Origin of the sequence: Pseudomonas sp. NS1(2017) (assembly GCF_002269425.1) — a bacterium.
GTDB lineage: Bacteria > Pseudomonadota > Gammaproteobacteria > Pseudomonadales > Pseudomonadaceae > Aquipseudomonas > Aquipseudomonas reactans.
This window is the reverse complement of the sequence record NZ_CP022960.1, coordinates 1,725,620-1,749,879: the sequence shown is the minus strand read 5'-3', so window position 1 is coordinate 1,749,879 and position 24,260 is coordinate 1,725,620. Positions and strand designations below refer to the sequence as shown.

The window sequence follows — 24,260 nt, the reverse complement described above, 5'->3', positions numbered from 1 at the left end:
GACCTCCTTCGGGAGGTCTTTTTTTTGCCTGACATAAAAGCCTGACAGCCTCACTATTGAGGCCTCGCCCAACCACTCGACCAGGACACCGACCTTGAAACTTCGAATCGCCTTTGCCCTGCTATTGATCAGCGCCAACGCCTCTGCGGCGCCCGCCACGCTCGCCCCGCTGCTCAACAGCATCGCCGAACGCCTGGAGATCGCCGACCAGGTAGCGCTAAGCAAATGGGACAGCCACAAGCCGGTAGAGGACAAAAAGCGCGAACAGGAAGTGATCGCCAGCGTCGTAGCCCAGGCACCGAGCTACACATTGGCGCCTGCCGCCGTCGAGCAGTTTTTCTCGGCGCAGATCGAGGCGAACAAACTGGTGCAGTACACCCACCTGTCCGACTGGCAGTTCCAGGGCAAGGCACCTGACGATCCGCGCCCAGACCTGGTGACACAGATCCGCCCGCAGTTGGACGAACTGCAAAAACGCCTGCTGCAGCAGTTGGCTGACTTCACCCCGCAGCGCACCGATCCACAGTGCCCTCAATGGCTGGCCGAAGCCGTGCATGAGCCGCTGAACGACCCATTGCGTCAACTGGCGATGATCCGTGCCACAGCCGAACTCTGCGTTCGGCCTACCTGATTTGAGGATCCGTCCTGCATATTCACCTGGGCCGACCGCCATAGCCTGAGCGTTCACTCACTGAACAGGATGGAACCATGGACACCCTCAAGTGCTTGATTGCAGCAGCGCTAGGTTTGTCGTTGCTGGGCTGCGGCACGCAGTCAAAGGATGCGGCACAGATCGAGAAAGAGGTTTTACTTGAGCGCAGCGAGTCGTGGGATGGCACACCCTACAAAGCCTACCCCTCCGGCCCGCCGCAGCTCACACTGATTCGCCTGAAGATCCCAGCGCGAACGCAATTGCCTTGGCACACCCACCCCATGCCCAACGCCGCCTATATCGTTTCGGGTGAGCTGACCGTCGAGGCCCGCAGCAGTGGGGCTACGCGCACCTTGAGGCAAGGCCAAACCCTGGCCGAGATGGTGGGCACCGAACATCGCGGCGTCACCGGAGACACCCCGGTTGAGCTTCTGGTGTTTTACGCCGGCACACAGGGCATGCCGCTGTCAGAGCAACACTGACCCCCACGGGCCGCTTTCATCCGCTTTGAAAACGGTCCGCTTACCACTTCCTGAACAACCTTCATAAAACCGCACTATATTGGTGCGATAGGCTGCACCCTTCCCACCTGCCCAGCCCATTTTGGTTCGAAACTTCCCGAGCAAGCTGGCAGAACGCCACAGTTTCGCGCCTAAAACCCCCATTTCAGGGCTTGCACGCTTCTTTTCGGAGCCTTGGTTTGGTTTTTGCATTTTCCTTGTATCAGCGTGTGCCTCAAGCCCGCGCCTTGCTCCAAAAGAGGTCCTGATGACCATCAGCGATGCACTGCACCGATTGCTACTCGACAACCTGACCACCGCGACCATCCTGCTCAATGACGACCTGCGTCTTGAGTACATGAACCCGGCGGCGGAGATGCTCCTGGCTATCAGCGGCCAGCGCAGCCATGGGCAGTTCATCAGCGAATTGTTCACCGAGTCGGCCGAAGCCTTGAGCTCATTGCGCCAGGCCGTGGAGCAAGCACACCCGTTTACCAAGCGCGAGGCGATGCTCACGGCCCTTACCGGCCAGACGCTGACCGTCGACTACGCCGTGACCCCAATCCTGAGCAACGGCGCCACCCTGCTGCTGCTGGAAGTGCACCCCCGTGACCGCTTGCTGCGTATCACCAAGGAAGAAGCGCAGTTGTCCAAGCAGGAGACCAGCAAGATGCTGGTGCGCGGCCTGGCCCATGAGATCAAGAACCCACTCGGCGGCATCCGTGGCGCGGCCCAGTTGCTGGCCCGCGAGCTGCCGGACGAGAATCTCAAGGACTACACCAACGTCATCATCGAAGAGGCCGACCGCCTGCGTAACCTGGTGGACCGCATGCTCGGCTCCAACAAGCTACCGTCGCTGGCAATGACCAACGTGCACGAAGTGCTGGAGCGTGTCTGCCAACTGGTCGAGGCGGAAAGCCAAGGCTGCATCACCTTAGTGCGCGACTACGACCCAAGCATTCCCGATGTATTGATCGACCGCGAACAGATGATCCAGGCGGTACTCAATATCGTGCGCAACGCCATGCAGGCCATCAGCAGCCAGAACGAGCTGCGCCTGGGTCGCATCAGCCTGCGCACCCGCGCCCTGCGCCAGTTCACCATCGGCCATGTGCGCCATCGCCTGGTGACCAAGGTCGAGATCATCGACAACGGCCCGGGCATTCCTGCGGAACTCCAGGAAACCATTTTCTTTCCCATGGTCAGCGGCCGCCCGGACGGTACCGGGCTGGGCCTGGCCATTACCCAGAACATCATCAGCCAGCATCAGGGCCTGATCGAATGTGAGAGCCATCCTGGCCACACCACCTTCTCGATCTTTCTGCCACTGGAACAAGGAGCCCCATCGACATGAGCCGTAGTGAAACTGTCTGGATCGTCGATGACGACCGTTCTATCCGCTGGGTCCTCGAGAAAGCCTTGCAACAGGAAGGCATGACCACGCAGAGCTTCGACAGCGCCGACGGGGTGATGAGCCGCCTGGCACGCCAGCAGCCCGACGTGATCATCTCCGACATCCGCATGCCCGGCGCCAGCGGGCTGGACCTGCTGGCGCGCATCCGCGAACAGCACCCGCGCCTGCCGGTGATCATCATGACCGCGCACTCGGACCTGGACAGCGCTGTCGCGTCCTATCAGGGCGGCGCCTTTGAATACCTGCCCAAGCCGTTCGACGTGGACGAGGCGGTGGCGCTGGTCAAGCGCGCCAACCAGCACGCCCAGGAACAGCAGAGCCAGGAAGCCCCACCTGCCCTGACCCGTACCCCGGAAATCATCGGCGAAGCGCCGGCGATGCAGGAAGTGTTTCGCGCCATCGGGCGCTTGAGCCATTCCAACATCACCGTGCTGATCAACGGCGAATCGGGCACCGGTAAAGAGCTGGTCGCCCATGCACTGCACCGCCACAGCCCACGGGCGGCCTCGCCGTTCATTGCGCTGAACATGGCGGCGATTCCCAAGGATTTGATGGAGTCCGAGCTGTTCGGCCATGAAAAAGGCGCGTTCACTGGCGCAGCCAACCTGCGCCGCGGCCGCTTTGAACAGGCGGACGGCGGCACGCTGTTCCTCGATGAAATCGGCGACATGCCAGCCGACACCCAGACGCGCCTGCTGCGCGTTCTGGCCGACGGTGAGTTCTATCGGGTCGGCGGGCACACGCCGGTCAAGGTCGACGTGCGCATCATCGCGGCGACCCACCAGAATCTGGAAACTCTGGTCCACGCGGGCAAATTCCGTGAGGACTTGTTCCATCGCCTCAACGTGATCCGCATTCACATTCCACGGATGTCGGACCGTCGCGAAGACATTCCGACCCTGGCCCGCCATTTCCTCAGCCGCGCTGCCCAGGAGCTGGCGGTCGAGCCGAAACTGCTGAAAAGCGAGACCGAGGAATACCTGAAGAACCTGCCGTGGCCGGGCAACGTGCGCCAACTGGAGAACACCTGCCGCTGGATCACAGTGATGGCGTCCGGGCGCGAAGTGCACATCAGCGACCTGCCGCCGGAGCTGTTGAGCCTGCCGCAGGACTCCGCCCCTGTGACCAACTGGGAGCAGGCTTTGCGCCAATGGGCCGACCAGGCCCTGGCACGCGGTCAGTCGAACCTGCTGGACAGCGCCGTGCCGGCGTTCGAGCGGATCATGATCGAAACCGCCCTCAAGCACACCGCCGGTCGCCGTCGCGATGCCGCCGTGTTGCTGGGCTGGGGCCGCAATACCCTGACTCGCAAGATCAAGGAGCTGGGGATGAAGGTTGATGGTGGAGATGATGACGAGGGCGACGAGGGCTAAAGGTGCACCGCTTCAATGCACCATGAACCGGCATTGGGCATGGATCCGATCTCAAAATTAGCAGTCCGGATCAACAAAAGCTGAAAGCCAAAAACACCAAAGCCCCGTATTCCGGGGCTTTGCGCTTTCTGGACAAATTTTTTGGCACACTTTGCCGACTCTGGCACGCGCCCTGCAATAACCCCTGTACTACCCAGTTTCGGGGACCTTGGTACAGGCAGGCCGAGAATCCCCTCTTTACACCCGGGGTGCTTGATGCGAATCGCGTCGCGCTCCACACCGCTTTGGGGAACCTCGGTACAGGCAGGCCGGGGATTCCCTCTTTAACACCGAAGCCTTGAAAGCTTCACCCCGTTTTGGGAGCCCTGGTACAGGCAGGCCGGGAACTCCCTCTTTTATTGCTCTTGGAGATGGATCTCCAGCCGCCAGCGGCCTTCGACCTTCTCCCCTTTCCATTGCCCGCGCAACGGCCGAGCGGCCACCAGGTTCAGTAGCAGCCCGCCATCGGTCTTGCGCACGCGCCAGTTCACATCCTTGTCATTGACCTTGAGTTGCCCACTGGCAGCCTTGCCTTGCGCGTCGAACAGCAGCGCCACAGTGCCGTCGATATGCTCGCCGTGCAGCTTGGGTTCGCTGTTGAACCACACCACCACGCCGTCCGCCGCGGTCTCGACCTGTTGCAATTCGACCGGGTCCGGGGTGGTCAGGCGGCCGATCATCAGGCCCACCATCAAGCCAACAATTGCCAAAGAGCCCATGACACGCGGCATAAGCTTCGGCCTTGGGTCCTCTTCGGGGGTAGAATGCAGCGCATCTTTGCCTTCGGAGCCGTGCATGTTTCACGTCATCCTTTTTCAACCAGAAATTCCGCCGAATACCGGCAACGTTATCAGGCTGTGCGCCAACAGTGGCTGCCACCTGCATTTGATCGAGCCTTTGGGCTTTGACATGGACGACAAGCGCCTGCGCCGTGCCGGGCTGGACTACCACGAGTACGCCACGCTCCAGCGCCACGCCGACTTGGCCAGCTGCCTGGAAAGCCTGGGCCACCCACGGTTGTTCGCGTTCACCACCAAGGGTTCGCAGCCGTTCCATGATGTCAGCTTTGCCGAAGGTGACGCCTTCCTGTTCGGCCCGGAAAGCCGGGGCCTGCCGGCCGAGGTGCTAGATGCCCTGCCCGACGGGCACCGCCTGCGTTTGCCGATGCGCGAGGGCTGCCGCAGCCTGAACCTGTCCAATACCGTGGCCGTTGCCGTCTACGAAGGCTGGCGCCAGCTGGGCTTCAAGTAACACCGCCTTTTCACTGTAGGAGCGAGCTTGCTCGCGAAAAACTCCAGAACACCGCGCGCATCCAGAATGCCCGCGTCATCGTTGACGTTTTTCGCGAGCAAGCTCGCTCCTACAAAGATCGTGTCCAATAAAAAAGCGCCGGTTAGGGCGCTTTTTTACATCGACGGTTTACTGAACCGTCGACGAACCTTCCTGTTGCATGCGCTGCAGCTCTTGAGCGTACAGGGCATCGAAGTTCACCGGAGCCAGCATCAGCGCTGGGAACGAGCCACGGGTGACCAGGCTGTCCAGGGTCTCGCGGGCATACGGGAACAGGATGTTCGGGCAGAACGCGCCCAGGGTGTGGCTCATGGACGCTTCGTCCAGGCCCTGGATCAGGAAGATACCGGCCTGTTGCACTTCAGCGATGAAGGCCACTTCTTCGCCATTCTTGACGGTCACGGACAGGGTCAGCACCACCTCGTGGAAGTCGCCTTCCAGGGCTTTTTGGCGGGTGTTCAGGTCCAGCGCGACGCTTGGGGTCCATTCCTGGCGGAAGATGGCCGGGCTTTTCGGCGCTTCGAACGACAGGTCACGCACGTAGATGCGCTGCAGCGAGAACTGTGGCGCTTGGGCTTCTGCAGCTTCGGTGTTCTGTTGGTCAGTCATCGCAGATCCTTGTGATCTTGGGGTCTTTTAGGGTTTAGGAGTCAGACGAGCAGCAGCGCATCGAGTTTACCGGCGCGCTCAAGGGCGAACAGGTCGTCGCAACCACCGATGTGCCTGGCGCCGATCCAGATCTGCGGCACGGACGTGCGCCCCGCCTTCTGGGCCATTTCGGCGCGCACCTGGGGTTTGCCGTCGACCTTGATCTCTTCGAAGGCAACGCCCTTTTTCTCCAGCAGGGCCTTGGCCCGCATGCAGTAAGGGCACCAATCGCTGGAATACACGACAACCTGGCTCATATCACTTCACCAGCGGCAGGTTATCGGCGCGCCAGCTGCTGATGCCACCGGACAGCTTGGCAGCGGTGAAACCGGTCTTGAGCATTTCGCGGGCGTGGGTGCCGGCGTGCTGGCCTTGGGCGTCCACCAGGATGATGGTTTTGGCCTTGTGCTTTTCCAGCTCGGCCAGGCGCGCGATCAGCTTGTCCTGCGGAATGTTCAGGGCACCGACGATGTGGCCGGTGGCGAAATCCTTGGCTGGGCGGATGTCCACGACAACGGCCTCGTCCTTGTTGACCAGCGCGGTCAGCTCCGCCGTGCTCAGGCTGCGGCCACCGCGGCTCAATTCGTGAGCGATCAGCAGCGCCAGCAGGATGACGAAGGCACCCACAAGCAGGTAGTGGGCAGTGGCAAATGCAATCAGGTGATCAACCATCAAGGAGGTTCCAGGGCGTTAAAATGGCGGTAAGTATACACAGCCGTCAGGGGGGGCCAACCCCCGTAAAGCGGTGACGTGGTCGGAACTTCGCTTTAAACTGCCACTCCCTTTTCAATTGTCTTCCTTTATTACCGCCGCGAGAGGATCTATGACTACTACGCCTAAACCTTTGGTCCTGATAATTCTCGATGGCTTCGGACACAGTGAAAGCCACCACGACAACGCGGTATACGCGGCCAAGAAGCCGGTACTCGACCGCCTGACCGCCACCGTACCCAACGGCCTGATCTCAGGTTCCGGCATGGACGTAGGCCTGCCGGACGGCCAGATGGGCAACTCGGAAGTCGGCCACATGAACCTCGGCGCCGGACGAGTGGTATATCAAGACTTCACCCGTGTGACCAAAGCGATCCGCGATGGCGAGTTCTTCGAGAACCCGACCATCTGCGCCGCGGTAGATAAAGCAGTGGCCGCTGGCAAGGCCGTGCACTTCATGGGCCTGCTGTCCGATGGCGGCGTCCACAGCCACCAGGACCATCTGGTCGCCATGGCCGAACTGGCCTTCAAGCGCGGCGCCGATAAGATCTACCTTCACGCCTTCCTCGACGGCCGTGACACCCCACCGAAAAGCGCGCAGTCGTCCATCGAACTGCTCGACGCCACCTTCGCAGCGCTGGGCAAAGGCCGCATCGCCAGCCTGGTGGGCCGTTACTTCGCCATGGACCGCGACAACCGCTGGGACCGCGTCTCCCAGGCCTACAACCTGATCGTCGACGGCCAGGCCGAATTCCACGCCGCCACCGCCCAGGAAGGCCTGGAAGCCGCCTACGCCCGTGGCGAGAGCGACGAATTCGTCAAAGCCACCACCATTGGTGAGCCGGTGAAGGTAGAAGACGGCGACGCCGTAGTGTTCATGAACTTCCGCGCCGACCGCGCCCGCGAGCTGAGCCGTGTGTTTGTCGAAGACGGTTTCAAGGAGTTCGAACGCGCCCGCCAGCCAAAAGTGCAGTACGTGGGCCTGACCCAGTACGCCGCCAGCATCCCGGCTCCCGCCGCCTTTGCCCCAGGCAGCCTGGACAACGTGCTGGGCGATTACTTGGCGAAAAACGGCAAGACCCAGCTGCGCATTGCCGAAACCGAAAAATACGCCCACGTGACCTTCTTCTTCTCCGGCGGCCGCGAAGAGCCATTCCCAGGCGAAGAGCGCATCCTGATCCCATCGCCAAAGGTCGCCACCTACGACCTGCAGCCGGAAATGAGCGCACCGGAAGTCACCGACAAGATCGTCGACGCCATCGAACACCAGCGTTACGACGTGATCGTGGTCAACTACGCCAACGGCGACATGGTCGGCCACAGTGGCAACCTGGAAGCCGCGACCAAGGCCGTGGAATGCCTGGACCTGTGCGTAGGACGCATTGTCGATGCCCTGGAAAAGGTCGGCGGCGAAGCACTGATCACCGCCGACCACGGCAACTGCGAGCAGATGTCCGACGAATCCACCGGCCAGGCTCACACCGCCCACACCACCGAACCGGTACCGTTCATCTATGTCGGCAAGCGTGATTTCAAGGTGCGTGCTGGCGGCGTGCTGGCGGATGTGGCGCCGACCATGCTGATGCTGATGGGGTTGGAGAAGCCGGTGGAGATGACTGGCACCTCAATCCTGGTCTGAAATATTTCAGGGGTTGCTCAATGCGAGCAGCCCGTCAATAATAGACCTGAGCGCGAAACCAGTTGCCTCCAGCGGCGATAACTGGCGTAGGAACCCCGTCGATGGCTGGACATCAGCGTAGGGTGAGACCTCCACACCCCCGCTTGAGGGTGTGTATATGAATATCAAGCATGTCATTTAGGGCAGTTCTCTCGAACTGCCCTTTTCTTTGCCTGCTATAAAAGTTGGTAGCGCCTGTAGATCAGTTCGCCATGACGGTGTTTGTTCAAAGCCTTGGCATCGGTCTGCATGAAATTCCACAGCAGATTGCCTGCCTGGATATTCACAACCACCAGCATTTGCCGTTTGGTTTCATAAGCGCCAATGTAGGCCAAACGAGTCGAGCCATCACTGTAAGCGACACGCCAAATTTCCAGAGGCCCGGTCAGTGTATCCAGCGCGAACTTTACATATCGCTGTCTGGCATCTTGTCGCTTTTCAACTATGTGCCGCAGGGTTACACGCCGGATCAACACTTCTCCCAACGGAGAAACGATTCGAATTTCTGAGGACACTGAATCGGTAAATCCCAAGTTGGAAGCCACGACTTCAACAGCATCAGCAATGTCCTTGCCTGTCGTCACTTCCTCAAGCGAACAGGACCGAAGCGCCCGGTCGAGGCTACGCAAGTCAGGCAAGCCGTGATCAAGCCAGGTTTTCTGGTCTTTGAGTTCATGAATACGGGGCATTACCGATCGGGCCGACTACCTTGTGAGCGGGTTCGAAAGTCTATTCCCAGAACCAAAAACCCGTTCAACCGGAGCGTTTCAAGGCGTTTCTTCGATTTTGTTTAAACCCTTAAACCAACCGATTAAATCGCCCTGAACGGCTTTTTATGACGAACGCCTCAAAGCAGTTGGCTTTGAGGCGTTTTTTTTGCTGCGCTTGGCGGGCATACTAGGCCGTCCATTTCCCTGGTGTCGCCCGCCTCTATGCTTCGCGCCTTGATTACCCTTGCTCTTGTCTGCCTGCTCCAACCGGCGTTTGCCGATGAGCGCGCACAAACCCAACAACAGTTGGACGCTACGCGTCAGGACATTACCGAGCTGAAAAAGCTGCTCGGCAAGCTCCAGGAAGAGAAATCCGGGGTGCAGAAAGACCTGCGCGGCACGGAAACCGAGATGGGCAAACTGGAGAAACAGGTCCAGGAGCTGCAAAAAGAACTAAAGAAGAGCGAGTCGGAACTGGAGCGACTCGACGCTGAGAAAAAAAAACTCCAGAGCGCACGCGTTGAACAGCAACGCCTGATCGCGATCCAGGCCCGTGCCGCCTACCAGAACGGCCGCCAGGAATACCTCAAGCTGCTGCTCAACCAGCAGAACCCCGAGAAATTCGCGCGCACCCTGACCTACTACGACTACCTGAGCAAGGCCCGCCTGGAGCAACTGAAAAGCTTCAATGAGACCCTGCGCCAGTTGGTCAATGTCGAGCAGGAGATCGGCAACCAACAATCACAGTTGCAAGACCAGAAAGTCGCCCTCGACACCCAGCGCAACGAATTGGACAAGGTCCGCAAGGAACGCCAACTGGCCTTGGCCAAACTCAATGACGACGTAAAGGCCCGTGACGCCAAGCTGCAGGCCCGCGAGCAGGACCAGGCCGACCTGGCCAAAGTGCTCAAGACCATCGAAGAAACCCTGGCCCGCCAGGCACGTGAGGCCGAAGAAGCGCGGCAGAAAGCGCTGATCGCCCAGCAGGAAGCCGAAAAAAAGCGCCAGCGTGAGGCCGAACTGGCTGCCACCTCGGACGCTCCGGCCCCGCGCAAACCGGCACATGCAGCGCCTGGCCCGCTGGTTTCCAGCGCCGGTGAGAACTTCGGCGGCCCTTTTGCTTCAGCCCGCGGCAAACTTCCATGGCCCGTTGATGGTCGATTACTGGCACGCTTTGGGGAAACCCGTGGCGATGACACCCGCGCGAAGTGGGATGGCGTGATGATCAGCGCCTCCGCCGGCAGCCAGGTGCACGCCGTCCACGGTGGGCGCGTGGTGTTTGCCGATTGGTTGCGCGGCGCCGGTTTGTTGGTGATTCTTGACCACGGTAATGGCTATTTGAGCCTTTACGGCCACAATCAGACTTTACTCAAGTCGGCAGGTGATGTTGTAAAAGCCGGTGAATCCATCTCCACTGTCGGTAACAGTGGTGGCCAGGACACCCCGGCGCTGTACTTCGCTATTCGTCAGCAGGGCCGCCCGAGCGATCCTGCACAATGGTGCCGTTCCCAAGGATAGGGCTGCATCTACATTAGGAGTTCGTTCGACATGCTGCATTTGTCCCGCCTCACCTCGCTGGCCCTGACGATCGCCCTGGTGATCGGCGCGCCTCTGGCATTTGCCGACCAGGCCGCTCCGGCTGCACCTGCTGCCTCGGCCGCGACGACCAAGGCGCCTTTGCCGCTGGACGAGCTGCGCACCTTTGCCGAGGTCATGGACCGGATCAAAGCCGCCTATGTCGAACCCGTAGATGACAAGACCCTGCTGGAAAATGCCATCAAAGGCATGCTCAGCAACCTCGACCCGCACTCCGCCTACCTGGGCCCGGAAGATTTCGCCGAGCTGCAGGAAAGCACCAGCGGTGAATTCGGCGGGCTGGGCATTGAAGTCGGCTCCGAAGACGGCAACGTCAAGGTGGTTTCGCCGATCGATGACACCCCGGCGTCCAAGGCCGGTATCCAGGCCGGTGACTTCATCGTCAAGATCAACGGCCAGCCGACCCGTGGCCAGACCATGACCGAAGCCGTCGACAAGATGCGCGGCAAGATCGGCCAGAAAATCACCCTGACCCTGGTGCGCGACGGCGGCAACCCGTTCGACGTGACGCTGACCCGCGCGACCATCGTGGTCAAGAGCGTGAAGAGCCAGTTGCTGGAGTCGGGCTACGGCTACATCCGCATCACCCAGTTCCAGGTCAAGACCGGTGACGAAGTGGCCAAGGCCCTGGCCAAGCTGCGCAAGGACAATGGCAAGAAACTCAACGGCATCGTGCTCGACCTGCGCAACAACCCAGGCGGCGTGCTGCAGTCGGCGGTGGAAGTGGTCGACCACTTCATCACCAAAGGCCTGATTGTCTACACCAAGGGCCGTATCGCCAACTCCGAGCTGCGCTTCTCGGCCACCGGCAACGACCTCAGCGAAAACGTGCCCCTGGCCGTGCTGATCAACGGCGGCAGCGCCTCGGCGTCGGAAATCGTCGCCGGCGCCCTGCAAGACCAGAAACGCGGTGTATTGATGGGCACCACCAGCTTCGGCAAAGGCTCGGTACAAACCGTGCTGCCGCTGAACAACGAGCGCGCGCTGAAAATCACCACCGCGCTGTATTACACGCCGAATGGTCGCTCGATCCAGGCCCAGGGCATCGTGCCGGACATCGAAGTGCGCAAGGCCAAGATCACCAACGAGATCGACAGCGAGTACTACAAAGAGGCTGACCTGCAAGGTCACCTGGGCAACGGCAACGGCGGTGCCGACCAGCCAACCGGCAGCAGCAAGAAAGCCAAGCCGATGCCGCAGGACGACGACTACCAGTTGGCCCAAGCGCTGAGCCTGCTCAAGGGCCTGAGCATCACGCGCAGCCGTTGATATGCGTTTTGCCCTGATCATCGCTGTGCTGTGCAGCCTGGCTGGAGTCGCCCACGCGACCCCGGCCAGCGAGCCGCATAAAGCCTACCTGACCCTCATCATCGACGACCTTGGGCAGAACCTGCCCAGGGATCGGCGTGTGCTGGCCCTGCCAGGGCCTGTCACCACCGCAATCATGCCTGACACGCCTCACGCTGCCGAATTCGCCCGCGAGGCGCACAAAGCCGGCAAGATCGTGATCCTGCATATGCCCATGGACCCGGCCACCGGCCCGTTCGCCTGGCACCCAGAGCTTTCCATCGAAGAACTCGGCAAGCGCCTGGATGCCGCGTTCAAGGCGGTGCCCTACACTGCCGGCATCAACAACCACATGGGCAGCCGCATGACTGCACAACCGGCTGCAATGGCCTGGTTGATGGCCGAACTGCAACGGCGCAACAAGTTCTTTGTCGACAGCCGCACCAGCGCCCAGACGGTCGCCGCTGCCGAGGCGCAGAAGATCGGCCTGGCCCATGTTTCGCGGGATGTATTCCTCGATGACGAGCGCACCGAAACAGCGATCACCACGCAATTGCAGACCGCGATTAAGCTGGCGCACAAGCAGGGTTCAGTGGTGATGATCGGCCACCCGTATCCGCAAACCCTGGCGGTGCTGGAGCGCGAATTGCCCAAGCTCAAGGCTCAGGGCGTTGACTGGATTGATATCAAGTTGATGATCAGCGTGCGCAGTAACCAAGCGATGGCCGGGCATGGCAAGAATGGCATTTACCGCTGACGGTCCACTGTAGGCGCTGGCTTGCCAGCGCCTACAGTGGGGGGGTTGGCCGGTTACAGATATTTCGCCATGATTTCGTCGACGACGCCGTCTTTACGCAGTTGGTCCAGCGCAGCCTGCAGCTTGGCCACCAGTTCGTCCGGCACCTCCTTGTTCAGCGCGAGGTACAACTGAGCACTGTTGAAACGCAACACCGTCCTGAGCCCCGTCACGCCAACCTGGCGCGCCAGGTAACGCCCGGCGGGGTCGCCAGTGGCCCACAGGTCGATCTGGCCATCCAGCAGCTTTTGCGCGTTATCCTGATCACGTAGCACCACCACTGGGTTGAGACCCTGCTTCTCCAGGGTCTCGGCGATGGCATCGCCCTTGTAGGCGCCGATCTTGTAGCGGCGGGCATGCTCGAGGTCATCCAGTTGGATCTTGCTGTCAGCCTTGGCCAGCAGCACCCAATCGTCCGGGCCGATGGGGCCGACCCATTTGAACAGGGCTTCACGGTCCGGCAGGCGCGCCATCACGAACACGCCATAACCCGGTTTTTCCAGAGCGAGTTTGTAGATGCGCTCCCAAGGGAATCGCAGAGTGAGGTTGTAGGAAATGCCGGCGCGCTTGAAGGTTTCGCGCACGATGTCCACGGCGATGCCTTCGATGTTGTCTTCCTTGGCGAAGTTCTTGCCGTTTTTTGCCATGTTGTACGGAGGGAAGTTTTCCGTCAGCAACACCAGGGCGGTGTCAGACGGTTCTTCGGCGTGGGCCGAGCTTGCCAACAGGAAGGATGTACTGGCGAGGGCAAGCAGAAGATGTTTGAACATGAAGGGCTACCGGAATCCATGGCAAGCGCAAAGAGTGCCGCGCACTTGCCATGGTGTCCAGCAGCATTCAGCGAACGACGATACCGCGCGCCGCCATGTAGGCTTTTGCCTCGGGAACGGTGTATTCGCCAAAGTGGAAAATACTCGCCGCCAGCACTGCGCTGGCGTGGCCTTCGATGACGCCATCAGCCAAATGCTGCAGGTTGCCGACGCCGCCGGAGGCGATCACCGGGATCCCCAGCGCGTCACTGATGGCGCGGGTCACGCCCAGGTCGAAGCCGTTTTTCATGCCGTCCTGGTCCATGCTGGTCAGCAGGATTTCACCCGCACCCAGGCCTTCCATCTTCATCGCCCACTCCACCGCATCCAGGCCGGTAGGCTTGCGACCGCCGTGGGTGAAGATCTCCCAGCGCGGGGTTTCGCCCGGGCCAGAGACTTTCTTGGCGTCGATGGCAACCACAATGCATTGCGAACCGAAGTGTTGCGCGGCTTCGCCGACGAACTCCGGGTTGAACACCGCCGCGGTGTTGATCGAGACCTTGTCCGCGCCGGCATTGAGCAGGTTGCGGATGTCTTGCACGGTGCGCACACCGCCGCCCACGGTCAGCGGGATGAACACCTGGCTGGCCATGCGCTCCACAGTATGTAGCGTGGTGTCGCGGCCGTCGACGCTGGCGGTGATGTCGAGAAAGGTAATCTCGTCGGCACCTTGCTCATCGTAGCGACGGGCAATTTCCACCGGGTCGCCGGCGTCGCGGATGTTCTCGAACTTGACGCCCTTGACCACGCGACCGTTGTCGACGTCCAGGCAAGGGATGATGCGTTTGGCCAGCGCCATGGTCAGTCCTCAGCCGTTGTAGGCGTCGCAGTAAGCCTGGGCTTCGGCGACATCCAGGGTACCTTCATAGATCGCACGGCCAGTGATTGCGCCGATGATGCCAGGCGCCTTGGCGTCCAGCAGCGACTTGATGTCGCCCAGGTTGTGGATACCGCCGGAAGCGATCACCGGGATCTTGGTCGCAGCAGCCAGCGCGGCGGTGAACGGTACGTTGCAGCCCTGCATCATGCCGTCTTTGGCGATGTCGGTATAAACGATGGCGGACACGCCGTCGGCTTCGAACTGTTTGGCCAGGTCGATGACCTGCACGGTGCTGATTTCAGCCCAGCCGTCGGTGGCGACGAAACCGTCCTTGGCGTCCAGGCCCACGATCACTTTGCCTGGGAACGCGCGGCAAGCTTCGGCGACGAACGCCGGGTCTTTCACGGCCTTGGTGCCGATGATCACGTAGCTCACGCCCGCCTTGACGTAGTGCTCGATGGTTTCCAGGGAGCGGATACCGCCGCCGATCTGGATCGGCAGGTTCGGGTAGCGCTTGGCAATCGCGGTCACTACTTCGCCGTTGACCGGCTGGCCTTCGAAGGCGCCGTTCAAGTCCACCAGATGCAGACGACGGCAGCCCCCTTCCACCCATTTGGCAGCCATGCTCACCGGGTCATCGGAGAACACGGTGGAGTCTTCCATCCGGCCTTGGCGCAGACGCACGCAAGCGCCGTCCTTGAGATCGATAGCGGGGATAATCAGCATCTGGCAAACCTTATTCGATATTCAGCAATGCTTGGGAAATCAGGGTTTCTCAAGCGACCACAGGTCGCTTTCGATGCTTTCGAACCTTTCTTTAAGGAGCGTCTGCGTATCGAAAATCGCCCTGTTGTAATAATGCGGAGCCACTTCGGTGGTGAACAGCTCAAGAATCTCGGCGACCTCGAACGAGCCCAATTTGAGCTCGAAGCGGTCCTCCATGAAGCGCTTGATCTTGAGGGTAGCCTCACTCTCCTGTTCGGGCGTGAGGTTCAAGATCGGCTGCTTCGGCTTCCTCGCCATTTACCAGCGCCCGTCCCAGGCGGCGAAGTTCTGCAGCAATTGCAGGCCATGGGTATGGCTCTTCTCCGGGTGGAACTGCACGGCAAAGCGCGAACCTTCGGCCAGCGCGGCGGCGAAGTCGACGCCGTAGTGCCCGCCACCCACCACCTGGCCCGGCTTACCGGCGGCGATGTAGTAGCTGTGCACGAAGTAGAAGCGCGCCATATCCGGCACTTCGTGCCACAGCGGGTGATCCACGGTCTGGCGGACTTCGTTCCAGCCCATGTGCGGAACTTTCAGATGTTCGCCGTCTTCATGCAGGTCCTTGCCGAAGAACTTCACCTGGCCGGGGAACAGGCCGATGCAGTCGACGCCGTCGTTCTCTTCACTGCTGTCGAGCAAGGCTTGCATGCCCACGCAGATGCCGAGAAACGGGCGATCCTGGCTGACTTCGCGCACCAGGCTGTCAAAGCCCAGGCGGCGGATCTCGGCCATGCAATCGCGAATCGCACCGACACCGGGAAACACCACCCGGTCAGCTTCGCGAATCACGCTGGCATCGCTGGTAATCAGCACCTTGCCGGCCCCTACGTGTTCGAGGGCCTTGGCCACCGAGTGCAGGTTACCCATGCCGTAATCGATAACCGCGACCGTCTGCATTACAGGACGCCCTTGGTCGAGGGCATTTGCCCGGCCATGCGGTCATCCAGCTCAACAGCCATGCGCAGCGCGCGGCCGAAGGCCTTGAACACGGTTTCGATCTGGTGGTGGGTGTTGGTGCCGCGCAGATTGTCGATGTGCAGGCTGACGAGTGCGTGGTTGACGAAACCCTGGAAGAATTCCTGGAACAGGTCGACGTCAAAGCCGCGGCCCACATTGGCACGGGTGTACGGCACATGCATCTGCAAGCCTGGGCGGCCGGAGAAGTCGATGACCACCCGCGACAGCGCTTCGTCCAGCGGGACATAGGCGTGGCCGTAGCGACGGATGCCTTTTTTGTCGCCGATGGCCTTGGCAAATGCCTGGCCGAGGGTGATGCCCACGTCTTCCACCATGTGGTGGTCGTCGATGTGCAGGTCGCCCTTGCCTTCGATATCCAGGTCGATCAGCCCGTGACGGGCGATCTGGTCCAGCATGTGCTCAAGAAAAGGTACACCGATATCAAATCGGGCCTTTCCGGTGCCATCCAGGTTGATCGAGGCTTTGATCTGGGTTTCCAGAGTGTCGCGCTCGACGGACGCCTTACGTTCGGCCATCACCAGCTCCGCAAAATCATTGGGCGAAAAAGGCAGCCATTATAGGGGCGCGGGCGCTAAACAGAAACATCGAAGGGGATAAGACTGATGGAGTGTCGGGGATAGACATGTACATACAACCCCCGACAGGCATAACGCGATCTTGTAGGAGCCGGCTTGCCGGCGATAAATTCGCAAGATCACCATCGACCTCGCGGACACCATCGCCGGCAAGCCGGCTCCTACGGCACTTGCATCAGTGGAACAGCACTGCCGTCTTCTGCAGGGTCACCCACACACCCCACGCCAACGGAATACCCACCACCAGCCAGGCGGCAATCGCCAACGGCACGGTGCCGGGGGCGGCTTTCCACTCCAGGGAAGTAGTCGCGTCCGCGCCTTTGTCGTGGCCCAGCGCCTGTTCGGCGGCCAGTTCGGCGTCGGTCATGAAGTACTTGTCGGCCACCGGGCGGACCAGCAGGTTGCAGATGAAACCCAACACCAGCAGGCCGGCCAGGATGTACAGGGTGATGTCGTAGGCGGCGGCGCGTTCAACGCCGATGCTCAGCTGATACTCACGCAGGTAGTTCACCAACACAGGGCCCAGCACGCCGGCCGCAGCCCAGGCAGTCAGCAGGCGACCATGGATCGCACCGACCATCTGGGTGCCGAACAGGTCGGCCAGGTAAGCCGGAACGGTTGCAAAACCACCGCCGTACATCGACAGGATAATGCAGAACGCCGCCACGAACAGCGCCACGTTGCCCAGGTGACCCAGGTTCGGGATCAGCGCGTACAGGGCAAAGCCCAGCGCGAAGAACACGAAGTAGGTGTTTTTACGGCCCAGGTAGTCGGAGAACGACGCCCAAAAGAACCGGCCACCGATGTTGAACAGGCTCAACAGACCGGTGAAACCCGCCGCGATGGCTGCGATGGAAGCCAATTGGCCCGCATCCAGTTGGCCGAACGGCACATCCACACCCAGCAGCTTGCCGCCGAACACTTCCTGCAGCAGTGGCGAAGCCATGCCGAGGATGCCGATACCGGCGGAGACGTTCAGGCACAGCACCAGCCAGACCAGGCGGAATTGCGGGGTTTTCCACGCCACGTTCACGTGCACGTGACGGTGAGTGATCATCGCGTTGCTGGCCTTTTTCGCCGGCGCGGTCCAACCCTCAGGCTTCCAGCCGGTCGGCGGAACGCGGTAGGACAAGGCGCCGCCGATCATGAACACGAAGTAGATCGCAGCCATTACCAGGAAGCTCTGCCACACGCCCACGCTGTCTGGGGTGGCGAAATGGCCCATCAGTGCTGCTGCCAACGGGGCACCCACCATCGCGCCGCCGCCGAAGCCCATGATCGCCATGCCGGTGGCCATGCCACGCTTGTCCGGGAACCACTTGATCAGGGTCGACACGGGCGAGATATAGCCCAGGCCCAGGCCGATACCGCCGATGACCCCGGAGCCGATCCACATCAGCCAGATCTGGTGGGTATAGATACCCAACGCCGAGATCAGCAGGCCGCCACACCAGCACAATGCCGATACAACGCCAGCCTTACGTGGCCCGGCGTGTTCCAGCCAGCCGCCCCAGATCGCTGCCGAGCAGCCCAGGAAGATGAAGAACAGGGTGTAGATCCAGCCCAACATGGAGATGGGCCAGTCGCACTGGGACGAGAAAACTTGGCTGATGAAGCTCATGTCCGGCGCGCAGGCGACCGGCTTGGTGATGCCCAGCGCCTTGGACAGTGGCAGCCAGAACACCGAGAACCCGTAGGCCATGCCGATGCAGAGGTGGATGGCCAAGGCGGCCGGTGGAACCAGCCAGCGGTTGAAGCCGGGCTTGGCGATAATGCGCTCCTTGGACAGGAACGCAGGCTGTGCGGCAGTTGAACCCGCCGCAGTGCTAGTGCTCATTGGTGTTTCCCCCAGTTGTTAGTATGTGTCCGTCAGGCGCTCTCTCCCTCGGCCTTGCACGCAAAGCGTTGGCCGTTGTTGTTGAGTAAAGCTCCATTTAAGCGCGACGCTATGTCGCAGAAGGCAGACGAACCTGCGCAGATTAGCACCTGTGGATGACAGAAAAACCAAACTGATATCACCTTTTTCAGGAAATCTGTTTTGTTTGACGCCAAAAACCCGTTTCCCCGCCCCTGGATACAATGTAACGATCGGGGCACTGACGCAGGCCGTCGGGCGTTATACTCTGCGGCTAAATTTTGAAATCGACATACAAGGACTCGCCCATGAAAGCGTTCGGCAAAATCCTGGGTCTGGTACTTCTCGGGCTGTTGCTGATCATTGTGGCTCTAGGCTTTGCCCTGACCCATCTCTTCGATCCCAACGACTATAAAGACGAGATTCGCCAGATTGCCCGCGACAAGGCCCACATCGAGCTGACGCTCAATGGCGACATCGGCTGGAGCCTGTTCCCCTGGCTTGGCCTGGAACTGCACGAAGCCAGCGTAGCGACCCTGACCGCGCCGACCCAGCCGTTCGCCGACCTGCAGATGCTCGGCCTCTCTGTGCGCGTGCTGCCGCTGCTGCGCCGCGAAGTGCAGATGAGCGATGTGCGTGTCGAAGGCCTCAACCTGCGCCTCACCCGCGACAAGCAAGGCCATGGCAACTGGGAAGACATTGGCAAGAACGTGACCGAGGCGACCGTCGGCAGCCCAGGCTCGACCGAGAAACCCTCCGAACCCGAACCGGAAAAACCCTCGAAGCCCATCCGCCTGGACATCGACAGCCTGACGGTCAACAACGCCCGCGTTGAATACAACGACGAGCAGACCGGCAAGCAGTTCAGCGCCGAAAGCATCCAACTGAGCGCCGGCGCCGTGCATGAAGGCGCCAGCATCCCGGTGAAACTCACCGCCTTCTTCGGCAGCAACCAGCCGGTGATGCGCGTCAAGACCGAACTCAACGGCAACCTGCGTATCCAGCGTGCGCTCAAGCGCTATCAGCTTGAAGACATGAAGATCAGCGGCGAAGCCACGGGCGAGCCGCTGCAAGGCAAGACCGTGACGTTCTCCACCCAGGGCCAATTGCTGGTGGACCAGGCGGCCAATATCGCCGAATGGACCAACATGAAGTTGTCGGCCAATCAACTGCGCGCACTGGGCGAGCTGAAGGTCAACGACTTGGACAAGACTGCGCAGCTCAGCGGCGCACTGTCCATTGCCCAGTTTGACCTGGCCAAGTTCCTCGACGGTGTTGGCCATCCGCTGCCACCCATGGCCGAGGGCAGCCTGAGCAAGGTCGAACTGGTCAGCCGCCTCAAGGGCACGCCGAGCAGCCTGGCCCTGGAAGACCTGAACCTGAAACTCGACGGCAGCACCTTCACCGGTCGCCTCGCCGTGGAGGATTTTGCCAAGCAATCCCTGCGCGTCCAGCTCAAGGGCGATACCTTCAACGCCGACAACTACCTGCCGGCCAAGTCTGAATCCGCCAAGGGCGCAGCCGCTGCCCGCCAGGCCGAAGTACAGAACAGCGAAGCCGGTGCCATGGCGGCCGGTGGCACCACGCCGCTGCCCGACGCGCCGACCAAAGGCGCCTGGAGCACCGACAAACTGCTACCACTGCCGCGCCTGCGCACGCTGGATGTGGATGCCGACCTGGCTTTCGGCCAGCTGACCTTGAGCAAGCTGCCGATCCAGAATGCAGCGCTCAAGGCGTCGGGCGTCAATGGCCAGCTCAAGCTCGAGACCCTGAGCGGTGGCCTTTACAACGGCACTTTCCAGGCCAATGGCAGCCTTGATGTGCGCCAGGATATTCCGGTACTGGCGCTGCAAAGCCATATCAAGCAAGTGCCGGTCGAACGCATCCTGCAAGCCCAGGGGCAAAACCCGCCTGTGAAGGGCCAGATCACCCTCGACAGCAACCTCACGGGCCGTGGCAATAGCCAGAAAGCCCTGATCGACAGCCTCAACGGCACCGCCAGCTTTGTGATCAACAACGGCGTGTTGCTAAACGCCAATCTTGAACAGCAACTGTGCACCGGTATTGCCCTGCTGAACCGCAAGACCTTGAGCAGCACACCGCAAGGCAAGGACACGCCGTTCCAGGAGTTGAAGGGCAACCTGACCTTCCGTAACGGCGTGGCCAGCAACCCCGACCTGAAAGTGCGCATCCCGGGCCTGACCGTCAACGGCAATGGCGACGTCGACCTGCGCGTGCTGGGCATGGACTACCGCGTCGGCATCATCGTCGAAGGCGACCAGCGCGAAACCCCGGACCCGGCCTGCCAGGTGGGCTCGAACTTCCAGGGCATCGAAGTGCCGCTGCGCTGCCGTGGCCCGCTGGAACTCGGCGCCAAAGCCTGCCGCCTGGACAAGGACGGCCTAGGCCAAGTCGCGATCAAGGCGGCCGGCAACCGTCTGAACGAGAAGCTGGAAGAGAAGCTCGACAAGGTTAATCCACAGCTCAAAGACGCTTTGAAAGGCCTGTTCAAACGATGAGAAACGAGCAGTTTTCAACGGCGGTGCTGGACTGGTACGACCGCCACGGTCGCCACGACCTGCCCTGGCAACAGGGCATCACGCCTTATCGGGTGTGGGTCTCGGAGATCATGCTGCAGCAGACCCAGGTGAGCACCGTGCTCAATTACTTCGACCGCTTCATGGCCTCGCTGCCGACGGTCGAGGCTCTGGCTGCTGCGCCGGAAGATGAAGTGCTGCACCTGTGGACCGGCCTGGGTTACTACACCCGGGCGCGCAACCTGCAAAAGACCGCGAAGATTGTCGTGGCCGAGTACGGCGGCGAGTTTCCCAAGGATGTCGAGAAGCTCACCGAGTTGCCCGGCATCGGCCTGTCCACCGCCGGCGCGATCGCCAGCCTGAGCATGGGCTTGCGGGCGCCAATCCTCGACGGCAACGTCAAACGCGTGCTGGCACGTTTCACCGCGCAAGAGGGCTACCCAGGCGAGCCCAAGGTGGCCAAGCAGCTGTGGGCCACCGCCGAGCGCTTCACGCCACACGACCGCGTGAACGCCTACACCCAGGCAATGATGGACATGGGCGCCACCCTCTGCACCCGCAGCAAGCCCAGCTGTCTGCTGTGCCCACTGGAAAAAGGCTGCGAAGCCCACATGCTTGGCCTGGAGACGCGCTACCCGATCCCCAAGCCGCGCAAGACCATCCCGCAGAAGCGTACGCTGATGCCGCTGCTGGCCAATGCCGAGGGCGCGATCCTGCTTTACCGCCGCCCGTCCACGGGCCTGTGGGGCGGCCTGTGGAGTTTGCCGGAGCTGGATGACCTGCAAGACCTCGAACACCTGGCCAACCAGCACGCGCTGGAGCTGGGCAAGCAGCAGGCACTGCCGGGGCTGATCCACACCTTCAGCCACTTCCAACTCGCCATCGAACCCTGGCTGGTCCAGGTCGAGGAAACCGCCCATCACGTGGCCGAGGCCGACTGGCTCTGGTATAACCTCGCCACCCCGCCGCGCCTGGGCCTTGCCGCCCCGGTAAAAAAACTGCTGAAGCGCGCGGCCGACGTATTGAATGCAGGAGTTCCGTCATGACCCGCACCATCATGTGCCGCAAGTACAAAGAAGAATTGCCAGGCCTCGAACGCCCTCCGTACCCAGGCGCCAAGGGCCAGGACATTTTCGAGCACGTCTCCGCCAAAGCCTGGGGCGACTGGCTGAAACACCAGACCCTGCTGATCAACGAAAAACGCCTGAACATGATGAACGCAGAAGACCGTAAATACCTAGCGGGCGAGATGGACAAGTTCTTTTCCGGCGAAGATTACGCCAAGGCCGACGGCTACGTGCCGCCTGCTCAATAATTGATCAAAAACCGGGGTCTGCACGTAAGCGACGGTAATAATTAAATATTTTTTGAAAACTTGCTTGACGACCCCCTGAAAAACCCGTTTAATGCGCCCCGTTGCCCAGATAGCTCAGTCGGTAGAGCAGGGGATTGAAAATCCCCGTGTCGGCGGTTCGATTCCGTCTCTGGGCACCACCTTCAGCTTTCAGGTGGTGTCAACATCACGTGAAAGCAATCAAGAAACCCGCCTAGTGCGGGTTTTTTGTTGCCTGGGATTTATTGCGTTGTCTTGGGGCGACCTACGCCACCCCAAAACGAACAGCCTCTATCACTTCAACAAGAACACCATCAGCGGATTGTCGTTCAGACGCCCTTCAAACCTTGGTACCAGCGATTCCAGAGCCGTTCCTTGCAGCAACGCGGTTTCCTTGCGCGACACAATCACCCAGGCTGGCCGAGGCAAAGTTCCCAGTCGCCCGATCTCGCTGCCTCCGATAAAGATCGGTTGCTCGTCATGGTCCAGGTTCATCATGTAGCGCACCGCCCAGGTGTCCCGGCCCAGATTGATAAACACCAGCGGCCCCGGTTGCTTCACACGCAGCGCTTCCACTTGGCCGACAAACTTGCGGGTGTCGAACTGCATATCCTTGGATGGCTCCACCACCATCACCAACACTAACCACTGCGCCACCAACGCGATCAGGCTGAGCCACACCAATCGCCCCGCACGCCGCCAGGCGATCAACGCCGCCACCTGCAGCACTACCAGCACGCCGATCAGCATCGGCAGCGAAACGTCAGGCCAGTAACCATGCTTCTGCCACCCATGCCGACAGACCAAGATTGCAACCACGCCTAACGTCGGCAGCGCCACGACCAGCCCTTCGTAGCACCGGCGCATACCCGCAAGCCATCCTTGCGCCTGTAGCAGCCCATAGGCCGCGACAGCCGCAAACATCGGCACCATCGGCAGGATGTAATAGGCGCGCTTGAAGTGCGGCACCGACAGCCCGAGCAAGATCATCAAGCCGCAGGCACTGAGGCGCACCACCAATTGCATGTCGCCTTCAAACCGCTCGGACCAGCGATGACGCAGCGCAATCATGGTGGCGAGCGCCAATGGCACCACTGGGAAGTAGCGGTACAGGCTCAGCTGGAAGTAGAAATAGAACGGCTCGCCGGTTTCATCGAGACGTCCGCCCACCTGCATCTTGAACACCTCATCGGCAAACGCATCACCTCCGCTGATGCGCGCCAACTTCACCAGCAGCCACCAACAGGCAGCCAGCAACACCAAGCCAGCGGCGCCGTGAATCAGCACCTGCTTCACCCGCTCCCCAGGCTTTCCCAACGCCCAGTACACGCAGACCACGCCACAGACTTCGATCAACCCCAACGGCCCACGTATCGCAAAACCCAGGATGAACAACGGGAACACCGCAAGACGCCTCCAGCGCCCGCCGCTGTGCAACAGGTAGAAACCGCCAACGCAGAGCAACGCGACCATCTGGTCCAGGCATACCGAGCGGGATTTTTCGAGCAGTTGAGTCGTGAGCAAGGTCAACAGCACAGTAAGCAGCGCCCACTGGCGATTCGCCGGGACCAGCAGGCGATAGATCACAGCGACCACCCCAGCAGACGCCAGGGCGGTGGGTAGCACATTCGCCAGGTGGTTCGGCGCGCCAAACAGTCGGGCAAACACATAGCTGAAGAACGTCGCGGTACCGGGGTAATCCGCGTAGGGCTGGCCGTAGGTGGTCGGAAAGAGACTCGCACCATGGCGAAACATTTCCTGCAGGAACAGCGCCCAGCGTCCGTCAAACCCTTGGGGTTGTTGATCCCAGATACCCAGGGTGAACAGCAGCAAGGCAAACAGGAAAATGCCCAGGGACTCCAGGCGAAAGCGATTGCGGTGATCCATCGGTAGA

25 protein-coding genes and 1 tRNA gene are annotated in these 24,260 nt (G+C 60.9%); 13 read left to right on the top strand and 13 right to left on the bottom strand.

Annotated features, from left to right (window positions below; translation table 11 throughout):
• Positions 1-94 precede the first annotated feature (94 nt).
• From CI807_RS08410 to ntrC, 4 genes are all read left to right on the top strand, one after another.
• Positions 95-631 (top strand): chorismate mutase, encoded by a 537-nt coding sequence (locus tag CI807_RS08410; RefSeq protein ID WP_095014347.1) that lies wholly within the window; start codon positions 95-97, stop codon positions 629-631.
• A 77-nt stretch (positions 632-708) separates the two neighbouring features.
• Entirely contained in the window at positions 709-1,134 is a 426-nt protein-coding gene (locus CI807_RS08405) for a cupin domain-containing protein (RefSeq protein WP_095014346.1), read from the top strand.
• Positions 1,135-1,420: 286 nt separating this feature from the next.
• Complete coding sequence (glnL, locus tag CI807_RS08400; protein WP_016979130.1) at positions 1,421-2,506, top strand: nitrogen regulation protein NR(II); 1,086 nt, start codon at positions 1,421-1,423, stop codon at positions 2,504-2,506.
• The gene (gene ntrC, locus CI807_RS08395; RefSeq protein WP_016979129.1) at positions 2,503-3,939 is read left to right on the top strand and encodes a nitrogen regulation protein NR(I); all 1,437 of its coding nucleotides are present in this window, start codon (positions 2,503-2,505) and stop codon (positions 3,937-3,939) included. The genes glnL and ntrC overlap by 4 nt, the downstream gene beginning before the upstream one ends.
• Before the next feature lie 395 nt (positions 3,940-4,334).
• On the opposite strand, the gene CI807_RS08385 is transcribed toward ntrC, so the two are convergent.
• Positions 4,335-4,775 carry a hypothetical protein gene (locus CI807_RS08385; RefSeq protein ID WP_095014345.1) on the bottom strand — a complete coding sequence of 147 codons (441 nt, stop codon included), beginning with the start codon at positions 4,773-4,775 and terminating at the stop codon, positions 4,335-4,337.
• On the opposite strand from CI807_RS08385, the gene CI807_RS08380 reads away from it, so the two are divergent.
• On the top strand, positions 4,774-5,229 hold the full coding sequence (locus CI807_RS08380; protein ID WP_016979127.1) for a tRNA (cytidine(34)-2'-O)-methyltransferase: 456 nt from the start codon (positions 4,774-4,776) through the stop codon (positions 5,227-5,229). The two genes, CI807_RS08385 and CI807_RS08380, sit on opposite strands and share 2 nt — an antisense overlap.
• A gap of 168 nt (positions 5,230-5,397) precedes the next feature.
• On the opposite strand, the gene secB is transcribed toward CI807_RS08380, so the two are convergent.
• The 3 genes from secB to CI807_RS08365 are packed head-to-tail and all read right to left on the bottom strand — an operon-like array spanning position 5,398 to position 6,588.
• Positions 5,398-5,877 carry a protein-export chaperone SecB gene (secB, locus tag CI807_RS08375; protein WP_010213875.1) on the bottom strand — a complete coding sequence of 160 codons (480 nt, stop codon included), beginning with the start codon at positions 5,875-5,877 and terminating at the stop codon, positions 5,398-5,400.
• Positions 5,878-5,918: 41 nt separating this feature from the next.
• On the bottom strand, positions 5,919-6,173 hold the full coding sequence (gene grxC, locus CI807_RS08370) for a glutaredoxin 3 (protein ID WP_033896917.1): 255 nt from the start codon (positions 6,171-6,173) through the stop codon (positions 5,919-5,921).
• A gap of 1 nt (position 6,174) precedes the next feature.
• Positions 6,175-6,588 carry a rhodanese-like domain-containing protein gene (locus CI807_RS08365; protein ID WP_010213877.1) on the bottom strand — a complete coding sequence of 138 codons (414 nt, stop codon included), beginning with the start codon at positions 6,586-6,588 and terminating at the stop codon, positions 6,175-6,177.
• Between the two features lie 151 nt (positions 6,589-6,739).
• On the opposite strand from CI807_RS08365, the gene gpmI reads away from it, so the two are divergent.
• Entirely contained in the window at positions 6,740-8,266 is a 1,527-nt protein-coding gene (gpmI, locus tag CI807_RS08360) for a 2,3-bisphosphoglycerate-independent phosphoglycerate mutase (RefSeq protein WP_095014344.1), read from the top strand.
• Between the two features lie 215 nt (positions 8,267-8,481).
• Here gpmI and CI807_RS08355 read toward each other — a convergent pair whose 3' ends face one another.
• Positions 8,482-8,994 carry a PBECR2 nuclease fold domain-containing protein gene (locus tag CI807_RS08355; protein ID WP_095014343.1) on the bottom strand — a complete coding sequence of 171 codons (513 nt, stop codon included), beginning with the start codon at positions 8,992-8,994 and terminating at the stop codon, positions 8,482-8,484.
• A gap of 243 nt (positions 8,995-9,237) precedes the next feature.
• Here CI807_RS08355 and CI807_RS08350 point away from each other — a divergent pair, with 243 nt between their 5' ends.
• Genes CI807_RS08350 through CI807_RS08340 form a run of 3 tightly spaced genes read left to right on the top strand, consistent with a single transcriptional unit; the run spans position 9,238 to position 12,655 of the window.
• On the top strand, positions 9,238-10,533 hold the full coding sequence (locus tag CI807_RS08350) for a murein hydrolase activator EnvC (protein WP_095014342.1): 1,296 nt from the start codon (positions 9,238-9,240) through the stop codon (positions 10,531-10,533).
• A 30-nt stretch (positions 10,534-10,563) separates the two neighbouring features.
• Positions 10,564-11,880, top strand: coding sequence for a S41 family peptidase (locus tag CI807_RS08345; RefSeq protein ID WP_038841666.1), 1,317 nt, complete (start codon positions 10,564-10,566; stop codon positions 11,878-11,880).
• Between the two features lies 1 nt (position 11,881).
• Positions 11,882-12,655 (top strand): divergent polysaccharide deacetylase family protein, encoded by a 774-nt coding sequence (locus CI807_RS08340; protein WP_095014341.1) that lies wholly within the window; start codon positions 11,882-11,884, stop codon positions 12,653-12,655.
• A gap of 53 nt (positions 12,656-12,708) precedes the next feature.
• On the opposite strand, the gene CI807_RS08335 is transcribed toward CI807_RS08340, so the two are convergent.
• The 7 genes from CI807_RS08335 to CI807_RS08305 all read right to left on the bottom strand — a co-directional run bounded on the left by CI807_RS08335 (position 12,709) and on the right by CI807_RS08305 (position 18,478).
• The gene (locus tag CI807_RS08335; protein WP_095014340.1) at positions 12,709-13,464 is read right to left on the bottom strand and encodes an ABC transporter substrate-binding protein; all 756 of its coding nucleotides are present in this window, start codon (positions 13,462-13,464) and stop codon (positions 12,709-12,711) included.
• 67 nt (positions 13,465-13,531) lie between these two features.
• Positions 13,532-14,302: an imidazole glycerol phosphate synthase subunit HisF gene (gene hisF, locus CI807_RS08330; RefSeq protein WP_003171107.1), complete on the bottom strand. Its 771-nt coding sequence runs from the start codon at positions 14,300-14,302 to the stop codon at positions 13,532-13,534.
• Between the two features lie 9 nt (positions 14,303-14,311).
• On the bottom strand, positions 14,312-15,049 hold the full coding sequence (gene hisA, locus CI807_RS08325; RefSeq protein WP_003187784.1) for a 1-(5-phosphoribosyl)-5-[(5-phosphoribosylamino)methylideneamino]imidazole-4-carboxamide isomerase: 738 nt from the start codon (positions 15,047-15,049) through the stop codon (positions 14,312-14,314).
• Positions 15,050-15,088: 39 nt separating this feature from the next.
• Positions 15,089-15,346 (bottom strand): DUF2164 domain-containing protein, encoded by a 258-nt coding sequence (locus tag CI807_RS08320; protein ID WP_010213888.1) that lies wholly within the window; start codon positions 15,344-15,346, stop codon positions 15,089-15,091.
• On the bottom strand, positions 15,347-15,985 hold the full coding sequence (gene hisH / locus CI807_RS08315; RefSeq protein WP_016979116.1) for an imidazole glycerol phosphate synthase subunit HisH: 639 nt from the start codon (positions 15,983-15,985) through the stop codon (positions 15,347-15,349).
• Entirely contained in the window at positions 15,985-16,581 is a 597-nt protein-coding gene (gene hisB, locus CI807_RS08310) for an imidazoleglycerol-phosphate dehydratase HisB (RefSeq protein ID WP_028615365.1), read from the bottom strand. Before hisB ends, hisH begins: the two co-directional genes overlap by 1 nt.
• A gap of 235 nt (positions 16,582-16,816) precedes the next feature.
• Positions 16,817-18,478: an OFA family MFS transporter gene (locus CI807_RS08305; RefSeq protein WP_033896905.1), complete on the bottom strand. Its 1,662-nt coding sequence runs from the start codon at positions 18,476-18,478 to the stop codon at positions 16,817-16,819.
• Between the two features lie 326 nt (positions 18,479-18,804).
• Here CI807_RS08305 and CI807_RS08300 point away from each other — a divergent pair, with 326 nt between their 5' ends.
• The 4 genes from CI807_RS08300 (at position 18,805) to CI807_RS08285 (ending at position 22,527) form a co-directional block, all read left to right on the top strand.
• Positions 18,805-21,015, top strand: a complete 2,211-nt coding sequence (locus CI807_RS08300) for an AsmA family protein (RefSeq protein ID WP_095014339.1) — start codon at positions 18,805-18,807, stop codon at positions 21,013-21,015.
• Positions 21,012-22,079, top strand: coding sequence for an A/G-specific adenine glycosylase (gene mutY / locus CI807_RS08295; protein WP_095014338.1), 1,068 nt, complete (start codon positions 21,012-21,014; stop codon positions 22,077-22,079). Before CI807_RS08300 ends, mutY begins: the two co-directional genes overlap by 4 nt.
• Positions 22,076-22,348 (top strand): oxidative damage protection protein, encoded by a 273-nt coding sequence (locus tag CI807_RS08290; RefSeq protein WP_010213895.1) that lies wholly within the window; start codon positions 22,076-22,078, stop codon positions 22,346-22,348. The genes mutY and CI807_RS08290 overlap by 4 nt, the downstream gene beginning before the upstream one ends.
• Positions 22,349-22,451: 103 nt before the next feature.
• A tRNA-Phe gene (locus CI807_RS08285) sits at positions 22,452-22,527 on the top strand.
• A 133-nt stretch (positions 22,528-22,660) separates the two neighbouring features.
• On the opposite strand, the gene CI807_RS08280 is transcribed toward CI807_RS08285, so the two are convergent.
• Positions 22,661-24,253, bottom strand: coding sequence for a glycosyltransferase family 39 protein (locus tag CI807_RS08280; protein WP_095014337.1), 1,593 nt, complete (start codon positions 24,251-24,253; stop codon positions 22,661-22,663).
• Positions 24,254-24,260 lie beyond the last annotated feature (7 nt).

Excerpts from the sequence above, each read along its gene's own strand:
- CI807_RS08385 (WP_095014345.1), bottom strand. The coding sequence starts at position 4,775 with ATGCACGGCTCCGAAGGCAAAGATGCGCTGCATTCTACCCCCGAAGAG.
- CI807_RS08335 (WP_095014340.1), bottom strand. The coding sequence starts at position 13,464 with ATGTTCAAACATCTTCTGCTTGCCCTCGCCAGTACATCCTTCCTGTTG.
- CI807_RS08405 (WP_095014346.1), top strand. The coding sequence starts at position 709 with ATGGACACCCTCAAGTGCTTGATTGCAGCAGCGCTAGGTTTGTCGTTG.
- CI807_RS08355 (WP_095014343.1), bottom strand. The coding sequence starts at position 8,994 with ATGCCCCGTATTCATGAACTCAAAGACCAGAAAACCTGGCTTGATCAC.
- CI807_RS08280 (WP_095014337.1), bottom strand. The coding sequence starts at position 24,253 with ATGGATCACCGCAATCGCTTTCGCCTGGAGTCCCTGGGCATTTTCCTG.
- CI807_RS08340 (WP_095014341.1), top strand. The coding sequence starts at position 11,882 with ATGCGTTTTGCCCTGATCATCGCTGTGCTGTGCAGCCTGGCTGGAGTC.
- hisB (WP_028615365.1), bottom strand. The coding sequence starts at position 16,581 with ATGGCCGAACGTAAGGCGTCCGTCGAGCGCGACACTCTGGAAACCCAG.
- grxC (WP_033896917.1), bottom strand. The coding sequence starts at position 6,173 with ATGAGCCAGGTTGTCGTGTATTCCAGCGATTGGTGCCCTTACTGCATG.
- CI807_RS08320 (WP_010213888.1), bottom strand. The coding sequence starts at position 15,346 with ATGGCGAGGAAGCCGAAGCAGCCGATCTTGAACCTCACGCCCGAACAG.
- CI807_RS08290 (WP_010213895.1), top strand. The coding sequence starts at position 22,076 with ATGACCCGCACCATCATGTGCCGCAAGTACAAAGAAGAATTGCCAGGC.
- ntrC (WP_016979129.1), top strand. The coding sequence starts at position 2,503 with ATGAGCCGTAGTGAAACTGTCTGGATCGTCGATGACGACCGTTCTATC.
- hisH (WP_016979116.1), bottom strand. The coding sequence starts at position 15,985 with ATGCAGACGGTCGCGGTTATCGATTACGGCATGGGTAACCTGCACTCG.
- CI807_RS08350 (WP_095014342.1), top strand. The coding sequence starts at position 9,238 with ATGCTTCGCGCCTTGATTACCCTTGCTCTTGTCTGCCTGCTCCAACCG.
- mutY (WP_095014338.1), top strand. The coding sequence starts at position 21,012 with ATGAGAAACGAGCAGTTTTCAACGGCGGTGCTGGACTGGTACGACCGC.
- CI807_RS08345 (WP_038841666.1), top strand. The coding sequence starts at position 10,564 with ATGCTGCATTTGTCCCGCCTCACCTCGCTGGCCCTGACGATCGCCCTG.
- hisF (WP_003171107.1), bottom strand. The coding sequence starts at position 14,302 with ATGGCGCTGGCCAAACGCATCATCCCTTGCCTGGACGTCGACAACGGT.
- secB (WP_010213875.1), bottom strand. The coding sequence starts at position 5,877 with ATGACTGACCAACAGAACACCGAAGCTGCAGAAGCCCAAGCGCCACAG.
- glnL (WP_016979130.1), top strand. The coding sequence starts at position 1,421 with ATGACCATCAGCGATGCACTGCACCGATTGCTACTCGACAACCTGACC.
- CI807_RS08305 (WP_033896905.1), bottom strand. The coding sequence starts at position 18,478 with ATGAGCACTAGCACTGCGGCGGGTTCAACTGCCGCACAGCCTGCGTTC.
- CI807_RS08380 (WP_016979127.1), top strand. The coding sequence starts at position 4,774 with ATGTTTCACGTCATCCTTTTTCAACCAGAAATTCCGCCGAATACCGGC.
- gpmI (WP_095014344.1), top strand. The coding sequence starts at position 6,740 with ATGACTACTACGCCTAAACCTTTGGTCCTGATAATTCTCGATGGCTTC.
- hisA (WP_003187784.1), bottom strand. The coding sequence starts at position 15,049 with ATGCTGATTATCCCCGCTATCGATCTCAAGGACGGCGCTTGCGTGCGT.
- CI807_RS08300 (WP_095014339.1), top strand. The coding sequence starts at position 18,805 with ATGAAAGCGTTCGGCAAAATCCTGGGTCTGGTACTTCTCGGGCTGTTG.
- CI807_RS08365 (WP_010213877.1), bottom strand. The coding sequence starts at position 6,588 with ATGGTTGATCACCTGATTGCATTTGCCACTGCCCACTACCTGCTTGTG.